This window comes from Micromonospora sp. SH-82 (genome assembly GCF_051132485.1).
Lineage (GTDB): Bacteria > Actinomycetota > Actinomycetes > Mycobacteriales > Micromonosporaceae > Micromonospora.
In genome coordinates, this window is the sequence record NZ_CP148049.1 from 5,566,811 (window position 1) to 5,583,991 (window position 17,181).

13 protein-coding genes and 1 pseudogene are annotated in these 17,181 nt (G+C 72.7%); 3 read left to right on the forward strand and 11 right to left on the reverse strand.

The window, feature by feature from the left end:
• Nucleotides 1-38 precede the first annotated feature (38 nt).
• The 11 genes and pseudogenes from WHN02_RS24405 to mraZ all read right to left on the reverse strand — a co-directional run bounded on the left by WHN02_RS24405 (nucleotide 39) and on the right by mraZ (nucleotide 13,908).
• Nucleotides 39-905, reverse strand: coding sequence for a cell division protein FtsQ/DivIB (locus WHN02_RS24405; protein WP_434741005.1), 867 nt, complete (start codon nucleotides 903-905; stop codon nucleotides 39-41).
• Nucleotides 902-2,392 carry a UDP-N-acetylmuramate--L-alanine ligase gene (murC, locus tag WHN02_RS24410; RefSeq protein WP_434741006.1) on the reverse strand — a complete coding sequence of 497 codons (1,491 nt, stop codon included), beginning with the start codon at nucleotides 2,390-2,392 and terminating at the stop codon, nucleotides 902-904. Before murC ends, WHN02_RS24405 begins: the two co-directional genes overlap by 4 nt.
• A 34-nt stretch (nucleotides 2,393-2,426) precedes the next feature.
• The gene (murG, locus tag WHN02_RS24415) at nucleotides 2,427-3,533 is read right to left on the reverse strand and encodes an undecaprenyldiphospho-muramoylpentapeptide beta-N-acetylglucosaminyltransferase (protein ID WP_434741007.1); all 1,107 of its coding nucleotides are present in this window, start codon (nucleotides 3,531-3,533) and stop codon (nucleotides 2,427-2,429) included.
• Nucleotides 3,533-5,018: pseudogene (locus tag WHN02_RS24420) on the reverse strand (FtsW/RodA/SpoVE family cell cycle protein). The gene murG and the pseudogene WHN02_RS24420 overlap by 1 nt, the downstream one beginning before the upstream one ends.
• A 204-nt stretch (nucleotides 5,019-5,222) precedes the next feature.
• The gene (gene mraY / locus WHN02_RS24425; protein WP_434741008.1) at nucleotides 5,223-6,356 is read right to left on the reverse strand and encodes a phospho-N-acetylmuramoyl-pentapeptide-transferase; all 1,134 of its coding nucleotides are present in this window, start codon (nucleotides 6,354-6,356) and stop codon (nucleotides 5,223-5,225) included.
• Complete coding sequence (locus WHN02_RS24430) at nucleotides 6,353-7,756, reverse strand: UDP-N-acetylmuramoyl-tripeptide--D-alanyl-D-alanine ligase (RefSeq protein WP_434741009.1); 1,404 nt, start codon at nucleotides 7,754-7,756, stop codon at nucleotides 6,353-6,355. Before WHN02_RS24430 ends, mraY begins: the two co-directional genes overlap by 4 nt.
• The gene (locus tag WHN02_RS24435; protein ID WP_434741010.1) at nucleotides 7,753-9,333 is read right to left on the reverse strand and encodes a UDP-N-acetylmuramoyl-L-alanyl-D-glutamate--2,6-diaminopimelate ligase; all 1,581 of its coding nucleotides are present in this window, start codon (nucleotides 9,331-9,333) and stop codon (nucleotides 7,753-7,755) included. The genes WHN02_RS24430 and WHN02_RS24435 overlap by 4 nt, the downstream gene beginning before the upstream one ends.
• Nucleotides 9,334-9,385: 52 nt before the next feature.
• The gene (locus WHN02_RS24440; protein WP_434741011.1) at nucleotides 9,386-11,560 is read right to left on the reverse strand and encodes a peptidoglycan D,D-transpeptidase FtsI family protein; all 2,175 of its coding nucleotides are present in this window, start codon (nucleotides 11,558-11,560) and stop codon (nucleotides 9,386-9,388) included.
• Between the two features lie 5 nt (nucleotides 11,561-11,565).
• Entirely contained in the window at nucleotides 11,566-12,168 is a 603-nt protein-coding gene (locus WHN02_RS24445; RefSeq protein WP_434741012.1) for a hypothetical protein, read from the reverse strand.
• Nucleotides 12,165-13,265 (reverse strand): 16S rRNA (cytosine(1402)-N(4))-methyltransferase RsmH, encoded by a 1,101-nt coding sequence (gene rsmH / locus WHN02_RS24450; RefSeq protein ID WP_434741013.1) that lies wholly within the window; start codon nucleotides 13,263-13,265, stop codon nucleotides 12,165-12,167. The genes WHN02_RS24445 and rsmH overlap by 4 nt, the downstream gene beginning before the upstream one ends.
• A gap of 211 nt (nucleotides 13,266-13,476) precedes the next feature.
• Nucleotides 13,477-13,908 carry a division/cell wall cluster transcriptional repressor MraZ gene (gene mraZ, locus WHN02_RS24455; protein WP_350896074.1) on the reverse strand — a complete coding sequence of 144 codons (432 nt, stop codon included), beginning with the start codon at nucleotides 13,906-13,908 and terminating at the stop codon, nucleotides 13,477-13,479.
• Nucleotides 13,909-14,355: 447 nt separating this feature from the next.
• Here mraZ and WHN02_RS24460 point away from each other — a divergent pair, with 447 nt between their 5' ends.
• The 3 genes from WHN02_RS24460 to WHN02_RS24470 are packed head-to-tail and all read left to right on the forward strand — an operon-like array spanning nucleotide 14,356 to nucleotide 17,037.
• Nucleotides 14,356-15,603 carry a MurT ligase domain-containing protein gene (locus tag WHN02_RS24460; protein ID WP_434741014.1) on the forward strand — a complete coding sequence of 416 codons (1,248 nt, stop codon included), beginning with the start codon at nucleotides 14,356-14,358 and terminating at the stop codon, nucleotides 15,601-15,603.
• Nucleotides 15,593-16,315: a type 1 glutamine amidotransferase gene (locus tag WHN02_RS24465; protein ID WP_434741015.1), complete on the forward strand. Its 723-nt coding sequence runs from the start codon at nucleotides 15,593-15,595 to the stop codon at nucleotides 16,313-16,315. The genes WHN02_RS24460 and WHN02_RS24465 overlap by 11 nt, the downstream gene beginning before the upstream one ends.
• Entirely contained in the window at nucleotides 16,312-17,037 is a 726-nt protein-coding gene (locus WHN02_RS24470) for a TVP38/TMEM64 family protein (RefSeq protein WP_434741016.1), read from the forward strand. Before WHN02_RS24465 ends, WHN02_RS24470 begins: the two co-directional genes overlap by 4 nt.
• Nucleotides 17,038-17,181 lie beyond the last annotated feature (144 nt).

Below are 17,181 nucleotides of genomic sequence, written 5' to 3' on the forward strand. Positions count from 1 at the left end.
AGCGCCACGGGTCACCCCCACCAGGCCACAGTGGCAGCTCACCGGAACGTCACCACGTCCGGGGCGCTCACGTCGATGCGCTCGGCCGGCTGTCCCAGCAGGGCGGCGGCCACCCGGGCCTTCTCCGCCCCCCGGGTGGCGTCACCCCAGAACACCGTCCGGTCGTCGGCCAGCCGCAGACTGATCCGGGCCAGCCCCTCCACCTGGACGTCGCGCAGCCGTTCCCGCAGTTCCGGGTTCAGGGCACCGAGCACCTCCAGCGCCGCCCGGGTCCCCGGATCGGCCGGACCCGGCTCGGCCACCCGGACCACGGGCAGGCCGGGCGGGGGCTCCCCGACCGTACGGAACACCACCCCGGAACGGTCGATCACGACGTGCCCCTGTCCCTGCGGCACCACCGCCACCCCGGTGCGCTCGACGAGGCGAACCTCCAGGGCGTCCGGCCAGTCCCGGGTGACGGTGGCCCGCTCCACCGGGGCCAACCCCTCGATCCGGCTCGCCACCGCGGCCAGGTCCACCCGCGCCAGCGGGGTGTCGTCCGGCACCGCCGCCACGTCGCGTACCTCGACCGGGGTGACCAGGTCGGCGCCGATCACCCGGACCTCGCGTACCCCGAACAGACCGGTGCCGAGCACCGTCCAGGCGACCAGACCGGCCACTGTGACCAGCCCCACCGCGACCGCCCACGGCAGCGCCGCCCGGACCCGACGCTGCCGGGCCCGGGCCATGAACCGTCGGGTCGACGCCGGCACCGCGTCGGAGCCGGCCCGGACCAGTTGCCAACGCCGGGCCGGCCGCCTCGGGCCGGCACCCTCGGTGCCCCGACGGCCACCACCGCTGTCGGTCCCCCGCCGACCCGCGCCGTCCGGGCCGACCGGTCGACCCCGGGACGGTCCCTGCCTCATGCCTCGGCGGGCGCCGCGCCGTCCGGTCCGGTCGCGGCGGTCGACGGGGTCGGGCCGGCGTCGGTACCGGTGCGGGCCAGCAGCGCGTCGAGCAACTGGTCACCCATCAGGGAGATCGGCGGCGCGCCCATGGTCACCACCACGTCGCCCGGTCGAGCCCGACGGGCCACCTCCACCGGGGCGTCGTCCCAGGAGTCCACGAAGACCTTCCGGTCGGCCGGCAACGGCACCACCTCGACGAGCGCGGCCGACCCCTCGCCCGGCCCGCGCAGCTCACCGGGGCCGAAGACCTCCAGGAGGACCAGTTCGTCGGCGATGCCCAGAGCGGCGGCGATCTCGGCCTGCAGGTCCCGGGTGCGGTAGACCCGGTACGGCTGGAAGACCACGATCAGCCGTCCGTCGGCGGCCACCTCACGCAACGTCTGCAGGGCCAGGGTCATCGAGGTCGGGTGGTAGGCGTACTCGTCGTAGACCAGGACCCCGTCCGCGACGCCCTTGCGCTCGAAGCGCCGTCGCACCCCGGGGAACGTGCCCAGCGCCGCCTCCGCCGCCTCGACCGGCAACCCCAGCAGGTACGCGGTCAGCACCGCCGAGGCGCTGTTGAGGGCCATGTGCCGCCCCGGCATCGGCATCCGCAGCTCACCCAGCCGCCGACCGTCGATCTCGGCCAGGTAGCGCACCCCCTGGGCGGAGGAGGCCATCTCGGTCAGCCGCAGGTCGGCGTCGTCCGCCTCGCCGTAGGTGTGCACCCGACGCCCCTCGGCGCGCAGCGTCTCGGCCAACCGGCGGGTACCGGGGTCGTCGGCGCAGGTGACGATGAACCCGTCCGGGTCGGTGAGGCGGGCGAACTCGGCGAACGCCGCCTCCAGGGTGGCCAGGTCGCCGTAGGTGTTGAGGTGGTCGGCCTCGATGTTGGTGACGACCGAGACGAACGGGCGGTAGATGAGGAAGGAGCGGTCGCTCTCGTCGGCCTCCACCACGAAGTACTCACCGGTGCCGTGGTGGGCGCCGGAGCCGACCTCGGAGATCTCCCCGCCGATGACGAAGGACGGGTCCTGGTTGGCCTGTTGCAGGACCATGGTGACCATCGAGGTGGTACTGGTCTTGCCGTGGGTGCCGGCCACCGCGACGGCCCGGCGGCCGGTCATCGCCGCCGCGAGGGCCTCCGAGCGGTGCAGCACCCGCAGGCCGCGACGGCGGGCCTCGACCAGTTCCACGTGGTCCTGCGGGATCGCCGTGGAGTAGACGACGGTGTCCACCCCGTCCAGGTTGGCCGCCTCGTGGCTCATGTGGACCGTTCCGCCCAGCGCCCGCATCCCGGCCAGGGAGGGCCACTCCCGCAGCTCACTCCCGGAGACCGGCAGCCCCCTGGTGAGGAAGAGCCGGGCCAGTCCGCTCATGCCGACCCCACCCACCCCGATCAGGTGGATGGCGCCCAGGTCTTCGGCGGTCAGGGTGCCGGCCGGGGTGAACTGCGCGGTGTTCATGACGGATACCTTCCAGTCGCGGTCGGTGCGGCGCTCACCGGTTGACCGCCTCGTAGACGAAGTTCAGCAGCGCCTCGTCACCGTCGCGGCGCCCGTACCCGGACGCTGCCGCGCCCATCGCGGCCAGCCGGCGGGGGTCACGGATCAGCGGGATCACCGTCCGCTCGACCCAGTCCGGGGTGAGTTCACCGTCGTCGACCAGAAGTCCTCCGCCGGCCTCCACGACCGGCAGGGCGTTGCGCTTCTGCTCCTGGTTGCTGTGCGGGTAGGGCACGTAGATCGTGGGCAGCCCGATGGCGGCCACCTCGGCGCAGGTCATCGCCCCGCCCCGGCCGAGCATCAGGTCGGCGGCGGCGTACCCGGCCTCCATCTGGGACAGGTACGGCAGGGTCACGTACGGCACCGGCAGGTCGGTCGGGACCGGCACCGGCTCGTTGCGGGCCCCGATGACGTGCAGCACCTGGATGCCGTTGCGGGCCAGTTCCTTGGCCGCCCCGGAGACCGCCAGGTTGATCGAGCGGGCCCCCTGCGACCCGCCGGCCACGAAGAGCACCGGCAGGTCGGGGCGGAGTCCGAAGTGGGCCCGGGCGGAGGCGACGTGGGCGGTGCGGTCCAGCCCGGCGATCCCCCGACGCAGCGGCACCCCCACCACCCGGGCCTCGCGCAGCGCCTCGGCCTGCTGCGGCTGGTGCGGGAAGCCCACCGCGACGTTCTTGGTGAACTTCATCCCCAGCCGGTTGGCCACCCCCGGTGGCACGTTCACCTCGTGGATGACGATGGGCAGTTCCCGTCGCCACGCCGCGAGGTAGGCCGGGACCGAGACGTACCCGCCGAAGCCCACCACGGCGTCGGCGCTCACCTCCTCCAGGATCCGGCCGGCGGCGCGGGCCGCGGTCCACATCCGACCCGGGGTCTTGACCAGGTTCATGTTGACCGACCGGGGCAGTTGGTACGCCGGAATCTGCCGCAGGTCGTAGCCCTGCGGCGGGATCAGCTCGTTCTCCAGGCCCTTGGGGGTGCCCAGACAGGTGATCCGGACGCCGGGGTCGTGTCGGCGCAGGCAGTCGGCGAAGGCGAGCAGCGGGTAGATGTGTCCCCCGGTGCCACCTCCCGCGAGCACCACCGAACGCAGCGGACCCATCAACGTCTCCTCTCAGTCGCCGCCCCGGCGCCGGTCCGGGTCGGCCGGTCGCCGCGCGGTGCGGCCGGGGCTCTCCTGTCGCCGCGTCCGCGCCTTCGGCACCGGATTCCGGGCAGCCTTCGGCGCCGGCCGGCGACGCCCGGCGGGGAGCGGCGGCAACGGGGCCCAGAGTAGTCGGACCCATCGGGCCGGTGGACGGGCATGCAGGGCTCGGGCCGCATCCGGCTCGGCGCGGGCGAACGACGCCAGCATCCCGATCGCGGCCAACGTCACGACCAGGGCACTTCCGCCGTCGGAGATGAAGGGCAGCGGAATCCCGGTGACGGGCAGCAGACCGACGACACCGCCGATGTTGATCACCGCCTGTCCGACCAGCCAGGCGGTGACCGCACTGGCGGCCAACCGGCGGAAGGAGTCGTCGACCCGGCGGGCGATCCGCAGTCCCGTGTAGGCGAGCACCGCGAAGAGGGCGAGGATCACCGCGCAGCCCACCACCCCCAGTTCCTCGGCGACGATGGCGAAGATGAAGTCGTTCTGCGCCTCGGGCAGCCAGTCCCACTTGAGCACGCTCTTACCCAGGCCGACGCCGAACCACCCGCCGTTGTCGATGGCGTTGCGGGCCTGTCCCATCTGGTAGCAGCCCTGCTCGAAGCACTCGTCGGGCGGTTTGACGAACAGGGTCAGCCGGGCCAGCCGGTAGTTCTCCTGGCCCCGTTCACCGGAGCCCGCCCCGAGCGAGGCGGCGGCGATGAGCAGCCCCACCCCGGCCAGCCCGATCACCGACAGGGTGGCGAAGACCCGCATCCGGACCCCGGCCGACCAGAGCAGCCCGACCACCACCGCCAGCAGGCAGAGCATGGTGCCCACGTCGTTGTAGCCGACCAGGACGAAGAGCAGGGCGACCACCGGGAAGAGCGGGGTCGCCAACTCCCGCCACCAGCCCAGCGCCGCGCCCTTGCGGGCCAGGACGTGCGCCCCCCACAGGACCAGGGCGAACTTGGCCAGCTCCGAGGGCTGCACCTGGATCCCACCGATGAACAGCCAGAGCAGCCGGGCCTCCAGGGGACCGAACCTCGCCGTCTCCTGGTTGGTCAACCGGGCCACCACCAGCAGCAGGTTGAGCAGCAGGAGCAGCCCGACCGCCACCAGCAGGGCGGGCCGGCTCAACGCCCGGTAGGTGCGGGCGGGCAGCCGTTGACAGAACCAGAACGCGCCGATGCCGATGACGGCGAACATCGCCTGCTTGGTCAGCGCGGCGAAGGCGTTGCCACCGGTGGCGTACTCCCGGACGCTGGTGGCGGAGAAGACCATCGTCAACCCGATCACCAGCAGCAGACCGGCGCTGGAGATCAGCAGGTAGTACGAGGCCAGTGGGCGGGCCAGCAGGCCGCGCAGCGCCGCCAGTGGCCCGGTCGAGTCCAGCGGGTGCGACGGTGGTGGCGCGTCGGAGCCTCGGCCGGCTCCCGTGGTGCGGCGCTGCCGCACATCCGTCGCCCCGTCGACGCCCCGATCCTCCCCCACCTGCCCATCATGGCCTCTTCCGCCGACGGCCACCCGCCCAACGCCCGACTCGGCGTGTCGAACCCGTACGACGGAAGGGCCCCCTGTCCACGCAGCGCGTGGTACAAGGGACCCTTCCGGCACCTCTCGTCGGTCCGGGCGGGCCCGCCCGGATCCGTCGGTCGGGGGTCAGCCCATGTTGGCGAGGAAGTCGCTGTAGAACAGGCCCAACGCGATCGCCACCCCGATCCCGGCGATGATCCAGAACCGGACCACGATGTTGACCTCGCTCCACCCGGCCAGCTCGAAGTGGTGCTGCAGGGGGGACATCCGGAAGACCCGCTTGCCGGTGGTCTTGAACGAGATGATCTGGATCACCACGGACATGGTGATGATCACGAAGAGCCCACCGATGATGATCAGGAGCAGCAGCGTACGGGTGGACATCGCCATCCCGGCGATCAGACCACCGAGCCCGAGCGCCCCGGTGTCACCCATGAAGATCCGAGCCGGCGAGGTGTTCCACCACAGGAAGCCCACACAGGCTCCGGCGGCGGCACCGGCGATCAGGGCGATCTCCAACGGGTCCCGGACGGTGTAGCAGTAGTTGTTCGGGTTGGCGGTGTACGTCGGGTCGGCGCACCAGTGCCGGTACTGCCAGAACGCGATCACCGCGTACGCGCCGAGCACCATCACCGAGGCGCCGGTGGCCAGGCCGTCGAGACCGTCGGTGAGGTTCACCCCGTTCGTCGCCGCCATCACCACGAAGATGAAGATGATCACCGCGCCGATCTTGGTGACGTCCAGCGCCGGGATGTCCCGGATGAAGCTCAGCGTGGTGCTGCCCACCGTCTCGGTGTTCGTCAGCTCCCCGCTGGAGTCGGTCATCGAGCTCGGGAAGTACAGCGCGACGACCCCGAATACCCCACCGACCAGGATCTGCCCGAGCAGCTTGCCCCGGGCGCTCAGACCACCGCTGTGCCGCTTGCGGACCTTGAGGAAGTCATCGACGAACCCCACCGCGCCGCAGAAGACCATCAGGCCCAGCAGCACCAGCGCGGTGACCGTCGGCTCGACCTGGGCGATCTGGGCGTCCGGCAGGGTGGTCAGGGCGAGGTGCCCGGCGACGTACGCGATGACCGTGGCGAGGATGAACACCACGCCGCCCATGGTCGGGGTGCCCTTCTTCCCCTGGTGCATCTGCGGGCCGTCGGTCCGGATCGGTTGCCCGGCCTTGAGCCGGGTGAACACCCTGATCGCGATCGGGGTGCAGAAGAGCGAGACCAGGAAGGCCACGCCGATGGCGACGATGACCGCCCTCATGCGCGGCCACCCTCGCCGGCGGTGGCATCGGCGCGCAGCGCGTCGACCACCTCCCAGGTGCGGTACCTGGAGCCCTTGACCAGGACCACGTCCCCTGGCCTCAGCTCACTGCGCAGCACCTCGACGGCCGCCGCCTGATCGGTGAGCAGCACCGACTCTCCTCCCCAGTCACTGACTGCTGTCGCGCCCTCATGGATCGGCGCGGCCGGCTCACCCACCACGAGTAGCCGGTCGATGTCGAGGTCGGCCACGAGTCGGCCCACCTCCAGATGTCCGTCCCGCTCGAACGGCCCCAACTCGGCCATGTATCCGAGCACCGCCACGCTGCGCCGACCGTGGGCCAGACCGGCCAGCGCCCGCAGCGCCGCCGCCATCGACGCCGGATTCGCGTTGTACGAGTCGTCGACCACCGTCACCCCGTCGGCGGCGTCGAAGACGTCCATCCGACGGGCGGAGACCAGCCGCAGCTCCCCCAGGGCGGTGGCGATCTCGGCCACCGGCATCCCCAGTTCACGGGCGACAGCCGCCGCCGCCAGGGAGTTCGACACCTGGTGTCGGCCGGTCAGCGCCAACCGGACCGGTGCGCTCCCCTCCGGGGTGACCAGGGTGTACGCCGACCGTCCCCGCTCGTCGCCGGTCACGTCCACGGCCCGGACGTCGGCGTGCGCCGCCTCCCCGTACCGGACAACCCGGGCGGCGGTGCGACCCCCCATCGCCTCGACCAGGGGGTCGTCGGCGTTGAGCACCGCCAACCCATCGGCGGGCAACGCCTCGACCAGTTCCCCCTTGGCCAGGGCGATGGTCTCCCGGGAGCCGAACTCGCCGATGTGCGCCACCCCGACGTTGAGCACCACGGCGATCCGGGGCGGCACCACGTCGCAGAGGTAGCGCACGTGCCCCACCCCCCGGGCGCCCTTCTCCATCACCAGGTAACGGGTGGTCGGCCCGGCCTGCAACGCGGTGTACGGGTGCCCCAGCTCGTTGTTGAACGACCCGGGCGGGGCGACGGTCTCCCCCAGCCGGGCGGTGACCTGCGCGATCATGTCCTTGGTGCCGGTCTTGCCGGAGGAGCCGGTCAGCCCCACCACGGTCAGGCCGGGCAGCCGGTCGACCACCGCACGGGCCAGCCGACCCATCGCCGGCAACGCGTCGTCGACGAGCACCATCGGCACCCCGGGCACCTCTCGGGTGCCCAGCACCGCCACCGCACCGGCGGCGACGGCCACGGCGGCGTAGTCGTGCCCGTCGACCTTCTCACCGGGGAACGCGACGAAGAGCGCACCGGGGACGACCTTGCGGGAGTCGAACTCCACCGGCCCGGTGACCCGGGTCGCACCGTCGGCGGCCACCACCCGGCCACCGACGGCGGCGGCGACCTCGGTCAGGCTCAGCGGGATCATCGGCGGCCTGCCAGGTCACCGAAGCGGATCCGCAGCGCGTCGGCCAGCTCCGTACGGTCGTCGAAGGGGAACACCTCGCCGCCGATCTCCTGCCCGCGTTCGTGCCCCTTGCCGAGCAGCGCCACCACGTCACCCGGCTCGGCCAGCCGTACCGCCTCGTCGATGGCCGCCCGACGGCCGGGCACCTCGACGATCCGCGCCGCCCCGCCGGCCCGGTACGCCCCGGCCAGCACCTCGGCCCGGATCGCGGCCGGATCCTCGGTCCGTGGATTGTCGTCGGTCACCAGCAACACGTCGGCTCCCTTCGCCGCAGCCTCGCCCATCACCGGGCGTTTGCCCCGGTCCCGGTCGCCACCGGCACCGATCACGCAGATCAACCGCCCGGCGCTCAGCTCCCGCAGCGCGGCCAGCGCGGCGACCACCGCGTCCGGCTTGTGGGCGTAGTCCACCACGCCGCGCACCGGACCGGCGGTGACCAGTTCCAGTCGGCCCGGCACCCCGCCGCACTCGGCCACCCCCTTCGCCGCGGTGACCGGGTCGACCCCGGCGGCCACCAGGGCGGCGAGGGCCAGCAACGCGTTCGCCACGTTGTGCCGGCCGGGCAGCGCCACCCCGGCCGCCACGACCAGGTCGTCGGGGCCGTGTGCGGTGAACCGCTGGGCGTACCCGTCGTCGTCGAGGTCGTCGGCCCACCAGGCGGCGGTCGGGTCCCCGGCGGCGGAGTAGCCGACGGTGGCCGGCTTGACCAACGGGTGCAGTGCCGGGTCGTCGAGGTTGATCACCTCGACCTGGCAGCGCCCGTCGAACAACTGCGCCTTGGCGGCGAAGTAGTCGGCCGAGTCGGCGTGGAAGTCCAGGTGGTCGGAGCCGAAGTTGGTGTAGCCGCCGACGGTGAACCGCACCCCGCCGACCCGGCCCATCGCCAACGCGTGACTGGAGACCTCCATGACCACGGCCGTGACCCCGCGCTCCCGGGCCACCGCGAGCATGGCGTGCAGGTCGGTCGCCTCCGGCGTGGTCCGGACGCTGTCGACCACCAGGTCGCCGAGTCGGGTCTCGACGGTGCCGATCAGGCCGGTGACGTGGCCGGCGGCCCGCAGCCCCGACTCGACCAGGTAGGCGGTGGAGGTCTTGCCGGCGGTGCCGGTGAGCCCGATGACCGTCAGCTGCGCCGTCGGGTCGCCGTAGACGGCCGAGGCGAGTTCACCGAGCACCGCGCGAGGGTCGTCGACCACCAGGGCCGGCAGCCCGGCCTCGGCGACGGCGGAGGCCCCTGCCGGGTCGGTGAGCGCCGCCACCGCGCCGGCTGCCGCCGCGGCGGCGGCGAACTCGGCTCCGTGCCGACTGGCACCGGGCAGCGCCGCGTAGAGATCGCCGGGGCGAACCTCCTGGCTGGCGTGGGTCACCCCGGTCACCGGCCGGTCCACGGCGTCGGGCGCGGTGGTCACCAACTCGACCGGCGTCGCTGCCGGGAGCCGGGTGGTCAGGTCGCCGAGTCGGACAGGAGACACGTTACGAGGACGTGGATTGCCGTGCACGGCGTCAGACCCTACCCGGTCGTCCGGTTCCGACCGCACAGCCGCCCCGGTGGTTCGTCCCCACCCTTCGATGATGTCGCGGCGGAGCCGGTCAGCGGGGATAGACCACGAACTTCGGTGCGTCGTCGCTGGTCGACGGGGGAACCCGGTAGTGCTGGAGAGTGAAGCGCATCATGTCGCTGAACGCCGGGGCGGTGATCGCCCCACCCCCACCACCCGGAGTGTGCGCGAAGACCGCGATCACGTACCGGGGATTGTCGGCCGGGGCCATCCCGATGAACGAGGCCACCTCGCCAGGCTGTTTACGGCCGTCGACCAGCCGCCACCCGGTTCCGGTCTTGCCGGCCACCCGGTAGCCGGTCACCGCGGCGGAGAGTCCGGTGGCGTCCGGGACGGTCGTCACCGCCTCCATGATCGTCCGCAGCGCCGCCGCGTTCTCCGGGCTGAGCACCTGGTGGGTCTTGGCGGCCGGGGTCGAGGTCCGGGTGCCGTCCGGGGCGATGGTCTGCTTGACCAGCTTGGGCTGGACGTACGTGCCGTTGTTGGCGATCGCCGCGTACGCCGCTGCCATCTGCAACGGGGTGGCGTCGACACTGTGCCCGATCGGCACCGACCCGTGCGACGACCCGCTCCACTCCCCGACGGGCAGGATCCGACCGCCCGCCTCCCCCGGCATCCCGACCCCGGTGGGTTGCCCCAGGCCGAAGCGCTTCTGGTACTCGATCAGCTTCTCCGGGCCGAGCTTGTCGGCGATCTCGATGGTGCCCACGTTGGAGGAGTACGCCATCATCCCGGCCAGGCTCATCGTCCGTCCGCCCGCCGGCTTGGTGTCGGCGAACCAGGTGTCACCCTTGCGGATGGCGTTGGCCACCGGGAAGGCGGTGTCCGGTTTGATCACCCCCTCCTCCAGCGCCGCGCCGAAGGTGATCGCCTTGTGCACCGATCCGGGATCGACGACGAAGCTGGTGGCGGCGTCGTCGCGTTCGACAGGCCTGCTGGCGTCCGGCTTCGCCGCGTCGTACCCGGGATAGCTGGCCTGGGCCAGCACCTCGCCGGTGGGGATCTCCAACACCACGGCCGCGCCGGTGCTGCCCCGGGTGTTCGCCATCTGCTCGGCGAGGATCCGCTGCACCCGGAACTGCAGGTCACGGTCGACTGTCAGCTGCAACGAGCTGCCCGGATCGGCCTCGGTGGTCTGGCTGTACCCGCCGGGGATCGGGGCGGCCAACTGGTTGCGGCCGGCCTCGTAGACCCGGCGGCCGTCCACCCCGCTCAGGACGTTGTCGTAGCGGGCCTCCAGCCCTTCCAGCCCCACCATGTCGTCGCTGGTGAATCCGATCAGGTTGGCCGCCAGGTCGCCGTTGGGCACCTCGCGCCGCTCGTCGCGGTGGGCGCCGATGCCGTCGAGCTCCAGCGCCATGATCTGCCGGGCCCTGTCGATCGGTACACCCCGCGCCAGGTAGACGAACTCGGAGGGCTGGCCGTTCTCCAGGGTCCGCCCCCGCATCCTGTCGACCAGTTCGCTGACCGGGATGCCGAGCAGGGGGGAGAGCGCCTGGGCGGTGGCGGGGAGGTCCTGGACCCGGGTCGGGTCGGCGAAGACGTACCGGGCCTCGACGCTGTTGGCCAGCGGCGCGTCGAACCGGTCGTAGATCGCCCCCCGGGGTGCCGGGAGGTCGATGCGGACCAACCGGTCGCTGAGTCCTCCCCCGGCCCAGGCCGGCGTCTCGACCGCCTGGAGCACCACCAGCCGGACGCCGATGGTGGCGAAGACGGCCAGGGTGAGCACCGTGGCCAGCCGCAGCCGACGACGCGGGTCGGCCAGCTTCGGCGCCCGGCGCGGTTTGCGGGCCGGACGGCGTGGGGCCCGGCCCTCCGGGCGACGGCCCGGTCGCGGTCCGGGCCGCCGTCGGGTCGGGGCCGGCAGGTCGTCGTCGAGGTCGTCGTCCGGGCGGGTCGGCACCGTCCGGACCACCCCACCCCGGGCTGCCGACGCGGGCTGCGGGCGGCCACCACCACGGGCGGGGTTGGCCCGCCCGCCGTCGAGCACCTGCAACGCCGGCCGGAACGGGTCGCCGGAGCGGCCGGTCCTGGGGGTACGCCGCTGCTCGCCGCCCTCCCGGATGCTGCGCCCCCGGGGGGTGTACGCCCGGGCGTCGGAGATCCCCCCGCCGGTCGGCTCGCCGGTACGCGCGCCGCCCGCCCGCGACGAACCGCGCCGGGAGCCTGTGGCGTCCCGGCGCGGTTCCTCCGACCTCGGTGGCATCCCGATCAGCCCCGGTCGCCCTGCTGGCTGGTGACCGACGGCTCGCCGTCGGCGGGACGGGGTACGCCGATGACCTTCCCGTCCGGCAGCCTGATGTACGCCGGGTCGGTCGACTCGACCAGGCCCTGCTTACGGGCGTTGGCCTCCAGGTTGCCCGGCGCCTCCTGCTTGGCGATCTCCTTCTCCAGCTCCTGCTGGTCGAGGTCGAGCTTGATCTGCTGCTGCTGGAGCTTCTCCAGGCGGAAGGCGTTCTCGTTGATCTTGGTGTTGACCACCAGGATGCCGAGCACCCCACCGACCACCAACACCACGATCATCGCGGCGAAGGGCGCCCGGGGCACCGAGACCGGCGGCGGCGGGGCGACCCGCAGCCGAGGCGTACGGACGGCGTCGGCCGGCACGGCCCGCTCCGTCGGTCGCAGCGCGGCGCTGCCCTGGGTGGGGAACTCGCGCGCCCCCCGGGCGCGAGTTCCGGACCCGGCGGCACGTGGCGACTCCGACGTCGACCCCACCCGCGTGGCCCGCTGCGCCGCGGTCCGGCCCCCCGACCGCGGTGCGCGCTGCCCGACGCCGGAGTCGTTCCGGCGGCCGTGCCTGTTGACGTTCATGTTCCCTCCCCCTCTTCGTCCGTCCCGTCCCGCACCGACCGCCGGGCTTTGCGCCCGGTTCCCCCGGTCGCCCCAGGTTGGTGCATCGCCTTCACCCGGCGGCGGGACCGTTCGCGGTCGGTCCGCCCCCGCTGTGCCTCGTTCGGGTCGAGTCGCTCCGCGGCCCGCAGCCGCACCGAAGCGGCCCGCGGGTTCGCGGCGACCTCCTCCTCCCCGGGCAGTTCCGCGCCCCGGCTCAACAGCCGGAACGTCGGACCCGCACCGGGAAGCTCCACCGGGAGGTCGACCGGACCCTTACTGCGGACCCGGTCGGCGAGCGCCTGCTTGGTGAGCCTGTCCTCCAACGAGTGGTAGGACAGGACCACCATGCGGCCGCCCACGTTGAGCTTGTCGAGCGCGGCCGGCAGCGCTGTCTCCAGTGCTGCCAGCTCTCTGTTTACCTCGATCCGTAAAGCCTGAAACGTTCTCTTCGCCGGGTGACCGCCGGTTCGTCGGGCTGCTGCCGGAATGGACTCGCGGACCAGTTCGGCCAGTCGCGCCGACGAGGTGATCGGACCGCGTTCCCGTTCCCGGAGGATCGCCGAGGCGATCCGACCGGCGAACTTCTCCTCGCCGTAGACCCGCAGCACCCGCGCCAGATCCGGATGCGGGTAGGTGTTGACCACCTCCTCGGCGGTCGTCCCCCGGGTCTGGTCCATCCGCATGTCCAGCGGCGCGTCCTGGGCGTACGCGAACCCGCGGTCGGGCGCGTCGAGTTGCAGCGACGAGACCCCCAGGTCGAACAGGATCCCGTCGATGCCGGGGTAACCCAGCCGGTCCAGCACCTCGGGCAGCTCGTCGTAGACGGCGTGCTCCAGGTGCACCCGGTCGGCGTACCGGGCCAACCGGACCCGCGCGTGGGCGAGAGCCTCGGTGTCCCGGTCCAGACCGATCAGCACCGCGTCCGGATGTGCCGCCAGCACCGCCTCGGCGTGCCCGGCCAGACCCAACGTCGCGTCGACGTGGACCGTCCGCCCACCCCGGTCCAGAGCGGGAGCGAGCAACTCGAGACACCTCTCAAGCAGCACCGGCACATGCGTGCCGCGTAGCTCCCCCATGTCGGACCCCCACTGGTTGCACTGATTCAGTTCGTGTAGCGCGTCTGCTGCCGGACGGCGCCTGCGTCGTACCGCCAGATCCCCATCCGCTCCCGTCCGCCCGCAGGTGGCTCCCACGGAGACCGGATCTCGCGCCTGGCACCGGGGAAGGGGTGCCAGGAACTCGAAGCGGCTGGAGATCTCGCAGTACGTCGTCGGGCGCCGTCACGCCCTACAGACCGCCGGGCAGCACCCCCTCCGAGATGTCGGCGAAGTCGTCCTCGCTCTCGGCGAGGTAGCTCTCCCACGCCGCCCGGTCCCAGATCTCCACCCGGGTACTCGCCCCGATGACCACCAGATCGCGGTCGAGGGCGGCGTACTCCCGCAGGTGGGCGGGGATCGTGACGCGGCCCTGTTTGTCAGGGACCTCGTCGTGGGCGCTGGCGAAGAAGACCCGGCTGTAGGACCGAGCCGCCTTGTTCGTCATCGGTTGGGCGTGCAGCTGTTCCGCGATCCGCTGGAACTCGGGCATCGGGAAGCCGTACAGACAGCGCTCCTGCCCTTTGGTGATCACGACACCCCCCGCCAACTCGTCCCGGAACTTGGCCGGAAGGATCAACCGACCCTTCTCGTCCAGGCGTGGAGTGTGGGTGCCGAGAAACACCGGCCCAACCCCCTCGCCCTGAGCGGCGTTCGCGGCGCCGCTGACCCCCCGGGCCGGTGGACCTTACCGGCCTCACCATTGCGCCCCACTCTACTCCACTTCCCTCCACCTGCAACCAGATTTGCCCGCGTGGCGCGCCACTCAGGACAGCAAAACCGCACGTCAGAAAGGGTGGAGCGGAGTGGAGGGCGGCGCGTCGCCCGGCGGGGCCGTCCGCTTTCCGACATTGATCGATTCCGCCCACCCCCTTCCACCTCGGCGGGACGACCACCGGCGGGTCTGCGGGGCGACCACCGGAGGGTCCGGCGGAGGCCGGCGGGGCGACCACCGGAAGGCCGGACGGGAGTCGGCGCGGGAATGGTTTGCCCCAGGTCGGGCGGATCGTCGTCGGCCGCGATCTGGTGAGGGCGCCGGTCCGGTAACCTCCCTCGGGTGACGGACGCGAAAATGCCCTTGCGGGCAAAGGTGGCCAGCTCCGTGTCGCGCACCGCCGCCGCGTTGTCGCGGGCAGCGGGGCGCGGCGACGGTTCGGTGATCGGCGGGTGGATCGGCCTCAAGATCGACCCGGACCTGCTCGCCCATCTGTCGGCGGGACGCGCCATCGCCCTCATCTCCGGCACGAACGGCAAGACCACCACCACCCGGCTGGCCGCAGCCGCCGTCGGGGTCCTCGGTCGCGTCGCGACGAACTCGTTCGGCGCCAACATGCCCACCGGACACACCTCGGCGCTGGCCAAGGCCGGCAGCACGCCGTACGCGGTGTTGGAGGTGGACGAGCACTACCTGGCCCAGGTGCTGGAGGCGACCGAGCCGCACGTGGTCGCGCTGCTCAACCTCTCCCGCGACCAGCTCGACCGGGCCAAGGAGGTCGCCATGATGGCGCAGCTCTGGCGGGCCGCGCTGGTGCGGCACCCGGAGGTGCGGGTGGTGGCCAACGCCGACGACCCGATGGTGGTCTGGGCGACCACTCCCCCGCCCGGGCACGACCGCACCCTCACCCCACCGCACGTGACCTGGTTCAGCGCCGGGCAGCGGTGGCACGACGACTCCTGGGTCTGCCCCGAGTGCGGCTCGACCATCCAGCGTTCCGGCATCCAGTGGTGGTGCAGCGGATGCCCGCTGCGGCGTCCCGAGCCCAACTGGATCGTCGAGGACGACGGGGTGGTCGACCCCACCGGTGCCTGGCACAAGGTCCAGCTCCAGCTCCCCGGCAAGGTGAACATCGGCAACGCCGCCACCGCCCTGGCCGTGGCCGCCGAGTTCGGCGTACGCCCCGTCGACGGCGTCCTGCAACTGGGCAGCGTCGCCTCCGTCGCGGGCAGGTACGCGCAGGTGGACCGGGACGGACGCAACATCCGGCTGCTCCTGGCGAAGAACCCGGCGAGCTGGCTGGAGGCCTTCGACATGGCCGACCACGCCCCGACACTGCTGTCCATCAACGCCCGCGACCCCGACGGGTTGGACACCTCGTGGCTGTTCGACGTGGACTTCGCGCCGCTGCGTGGCCGACAGGTGCTGATCACCGGCGACCGGGCGTACGACCTGGCCGTCCGCCTGGACGTCAACGATGTGCCGTTCCAGCACGTCCGGACCTTCCCCGATGCGATCCGGGCCGTTCCGCCGGGACGCCTGGAAGTGATCGCCAACTACACCGCCTTCCAGGACATCCGAGCGGAGCTGGACCGTGTCAACTGAGAGCCTGCGCATCGTCTGGATCTACCCCGACCTGCTCTCCACCTACGGCGACCGGGGCAACCTGCTGATCCTCGCCCGCCGGGCGCGGCTTCGCGGGATGCCGGTGGAGACCCTGGAGGTCCGCTCCGACCAGCGCCTGCCCGCGACCGCCGACATCTACCTCATCGGTGGCGGCGAGGACGGCCCCCAGGCGCTCGGCGCCCAACGGCTGCTCGCCGACGGCAACCTCCACCGGGCGGCCGCCCAGGGTTCGGTGGTCTTCGGCGTCTGCGCCGGATACCAGCTCCTGGGCACCTCCTTCTTCGCCAAGGGCACCCAGTACGCCGGCCTGGAGCTGCTGGACCTCGCCTCCGACCGGGGTCCCAGCCGGGCCGTCGGCGAGCTGGCCGGGGAGATCGACCCTCGGCTCGGCGTACCGGCGTTGAGCGGCTTCGAGAACCACGGTGGGCGTACCCGCCTCGGCGCCGGGGTGAGCCCGCTGGCCCGGGTGACCGCCGGGGTCGGCAACGATGGGCAGACCGAGGGGGCGTGGCGGGGCAAACTGCTCGGCACGTACTCGCACGGGCCGGCGCTGGCCCGCAACCCCGCCCTGGCCGACCTGCTGCTGCGGTGGGCCACCGGTGTGCACCAGCTCCCGCCGCTCGACGACAGGTGGCACGACCAGCTCCGCTCCGAGCGGCACGCCGCGGTGACCGCCGCCGCCCGGGTGTGATCCCGACGGTCCGACGGCTGTTCGGCCGACCCTCGCCCCTGGTCGCCACCCTCCGGCGGTGGGCCGGAGAGCCGTCGGCCGTCCGCTTCGCACTGCTGCTGGCGATGCTGGCCGGGTTCGGGGTGCTGCTGTTCCTGGTCCCCCTGCCGGCTCCGGGTGAGCTGCCCGACCTGGCCGCCCGGATGGGGCCGCTCGCCCCGGTGGCCGCTGTCGCGGTGGGGGCGGTGCTGCTGGTCGCGCTGGTGCCCCGGACCTTCGTCACGCTTGCCTCGGGTGCCCTGTTCGGCCCGCTCGTCGGGGGCGGGTACGCCCTCGGGGCGGCCCTGCTCGCCGCCGCCCTCGGGTTCGCGGTCGGCCGACTGCTCGGCCGGGAGTTCGTCGCCGACCGGGTACGCGGGCGGCTGGCCCGCCTGGACCACTGGTTCGCCAGACAGAGCGTCGTCGGGGTGATCACCGTACGGCTGCTGCCGATCGCCGGGTTCGGCCTGGTCAGCTACGGCTACGGCACCACGGGCGCCCGCCTGCTGCCCTATCTGGTCGGCAGCGTCGTGGCCTCCGCCCCGACCGCCTTCGGGTACGCCGCCGTCGGTGCCTCGGTCACCTCACCCGGGGACGTCAACTGGTACGCCGCCGCCCCGGCCGCCCTCGGCCTGGTGGCCAGCGCGGTGCTGATCCACCGCTGGTGGCGGGCCGAACGACGGCTCCGCCGCGCCCCCGCCTGACCCCGCCCGGTCGTACCTGCGGGCGACCGACCCGGGTGCCCGGTCTGCCCCGCCGCCGCGTGCCGTCGGTGCCCCTCCCGCACGTGGAGTGTGAGAGGGGCGACCTCCTCGACCGTAGGCGTTAAGAAGGGACCCTTCCTTTCG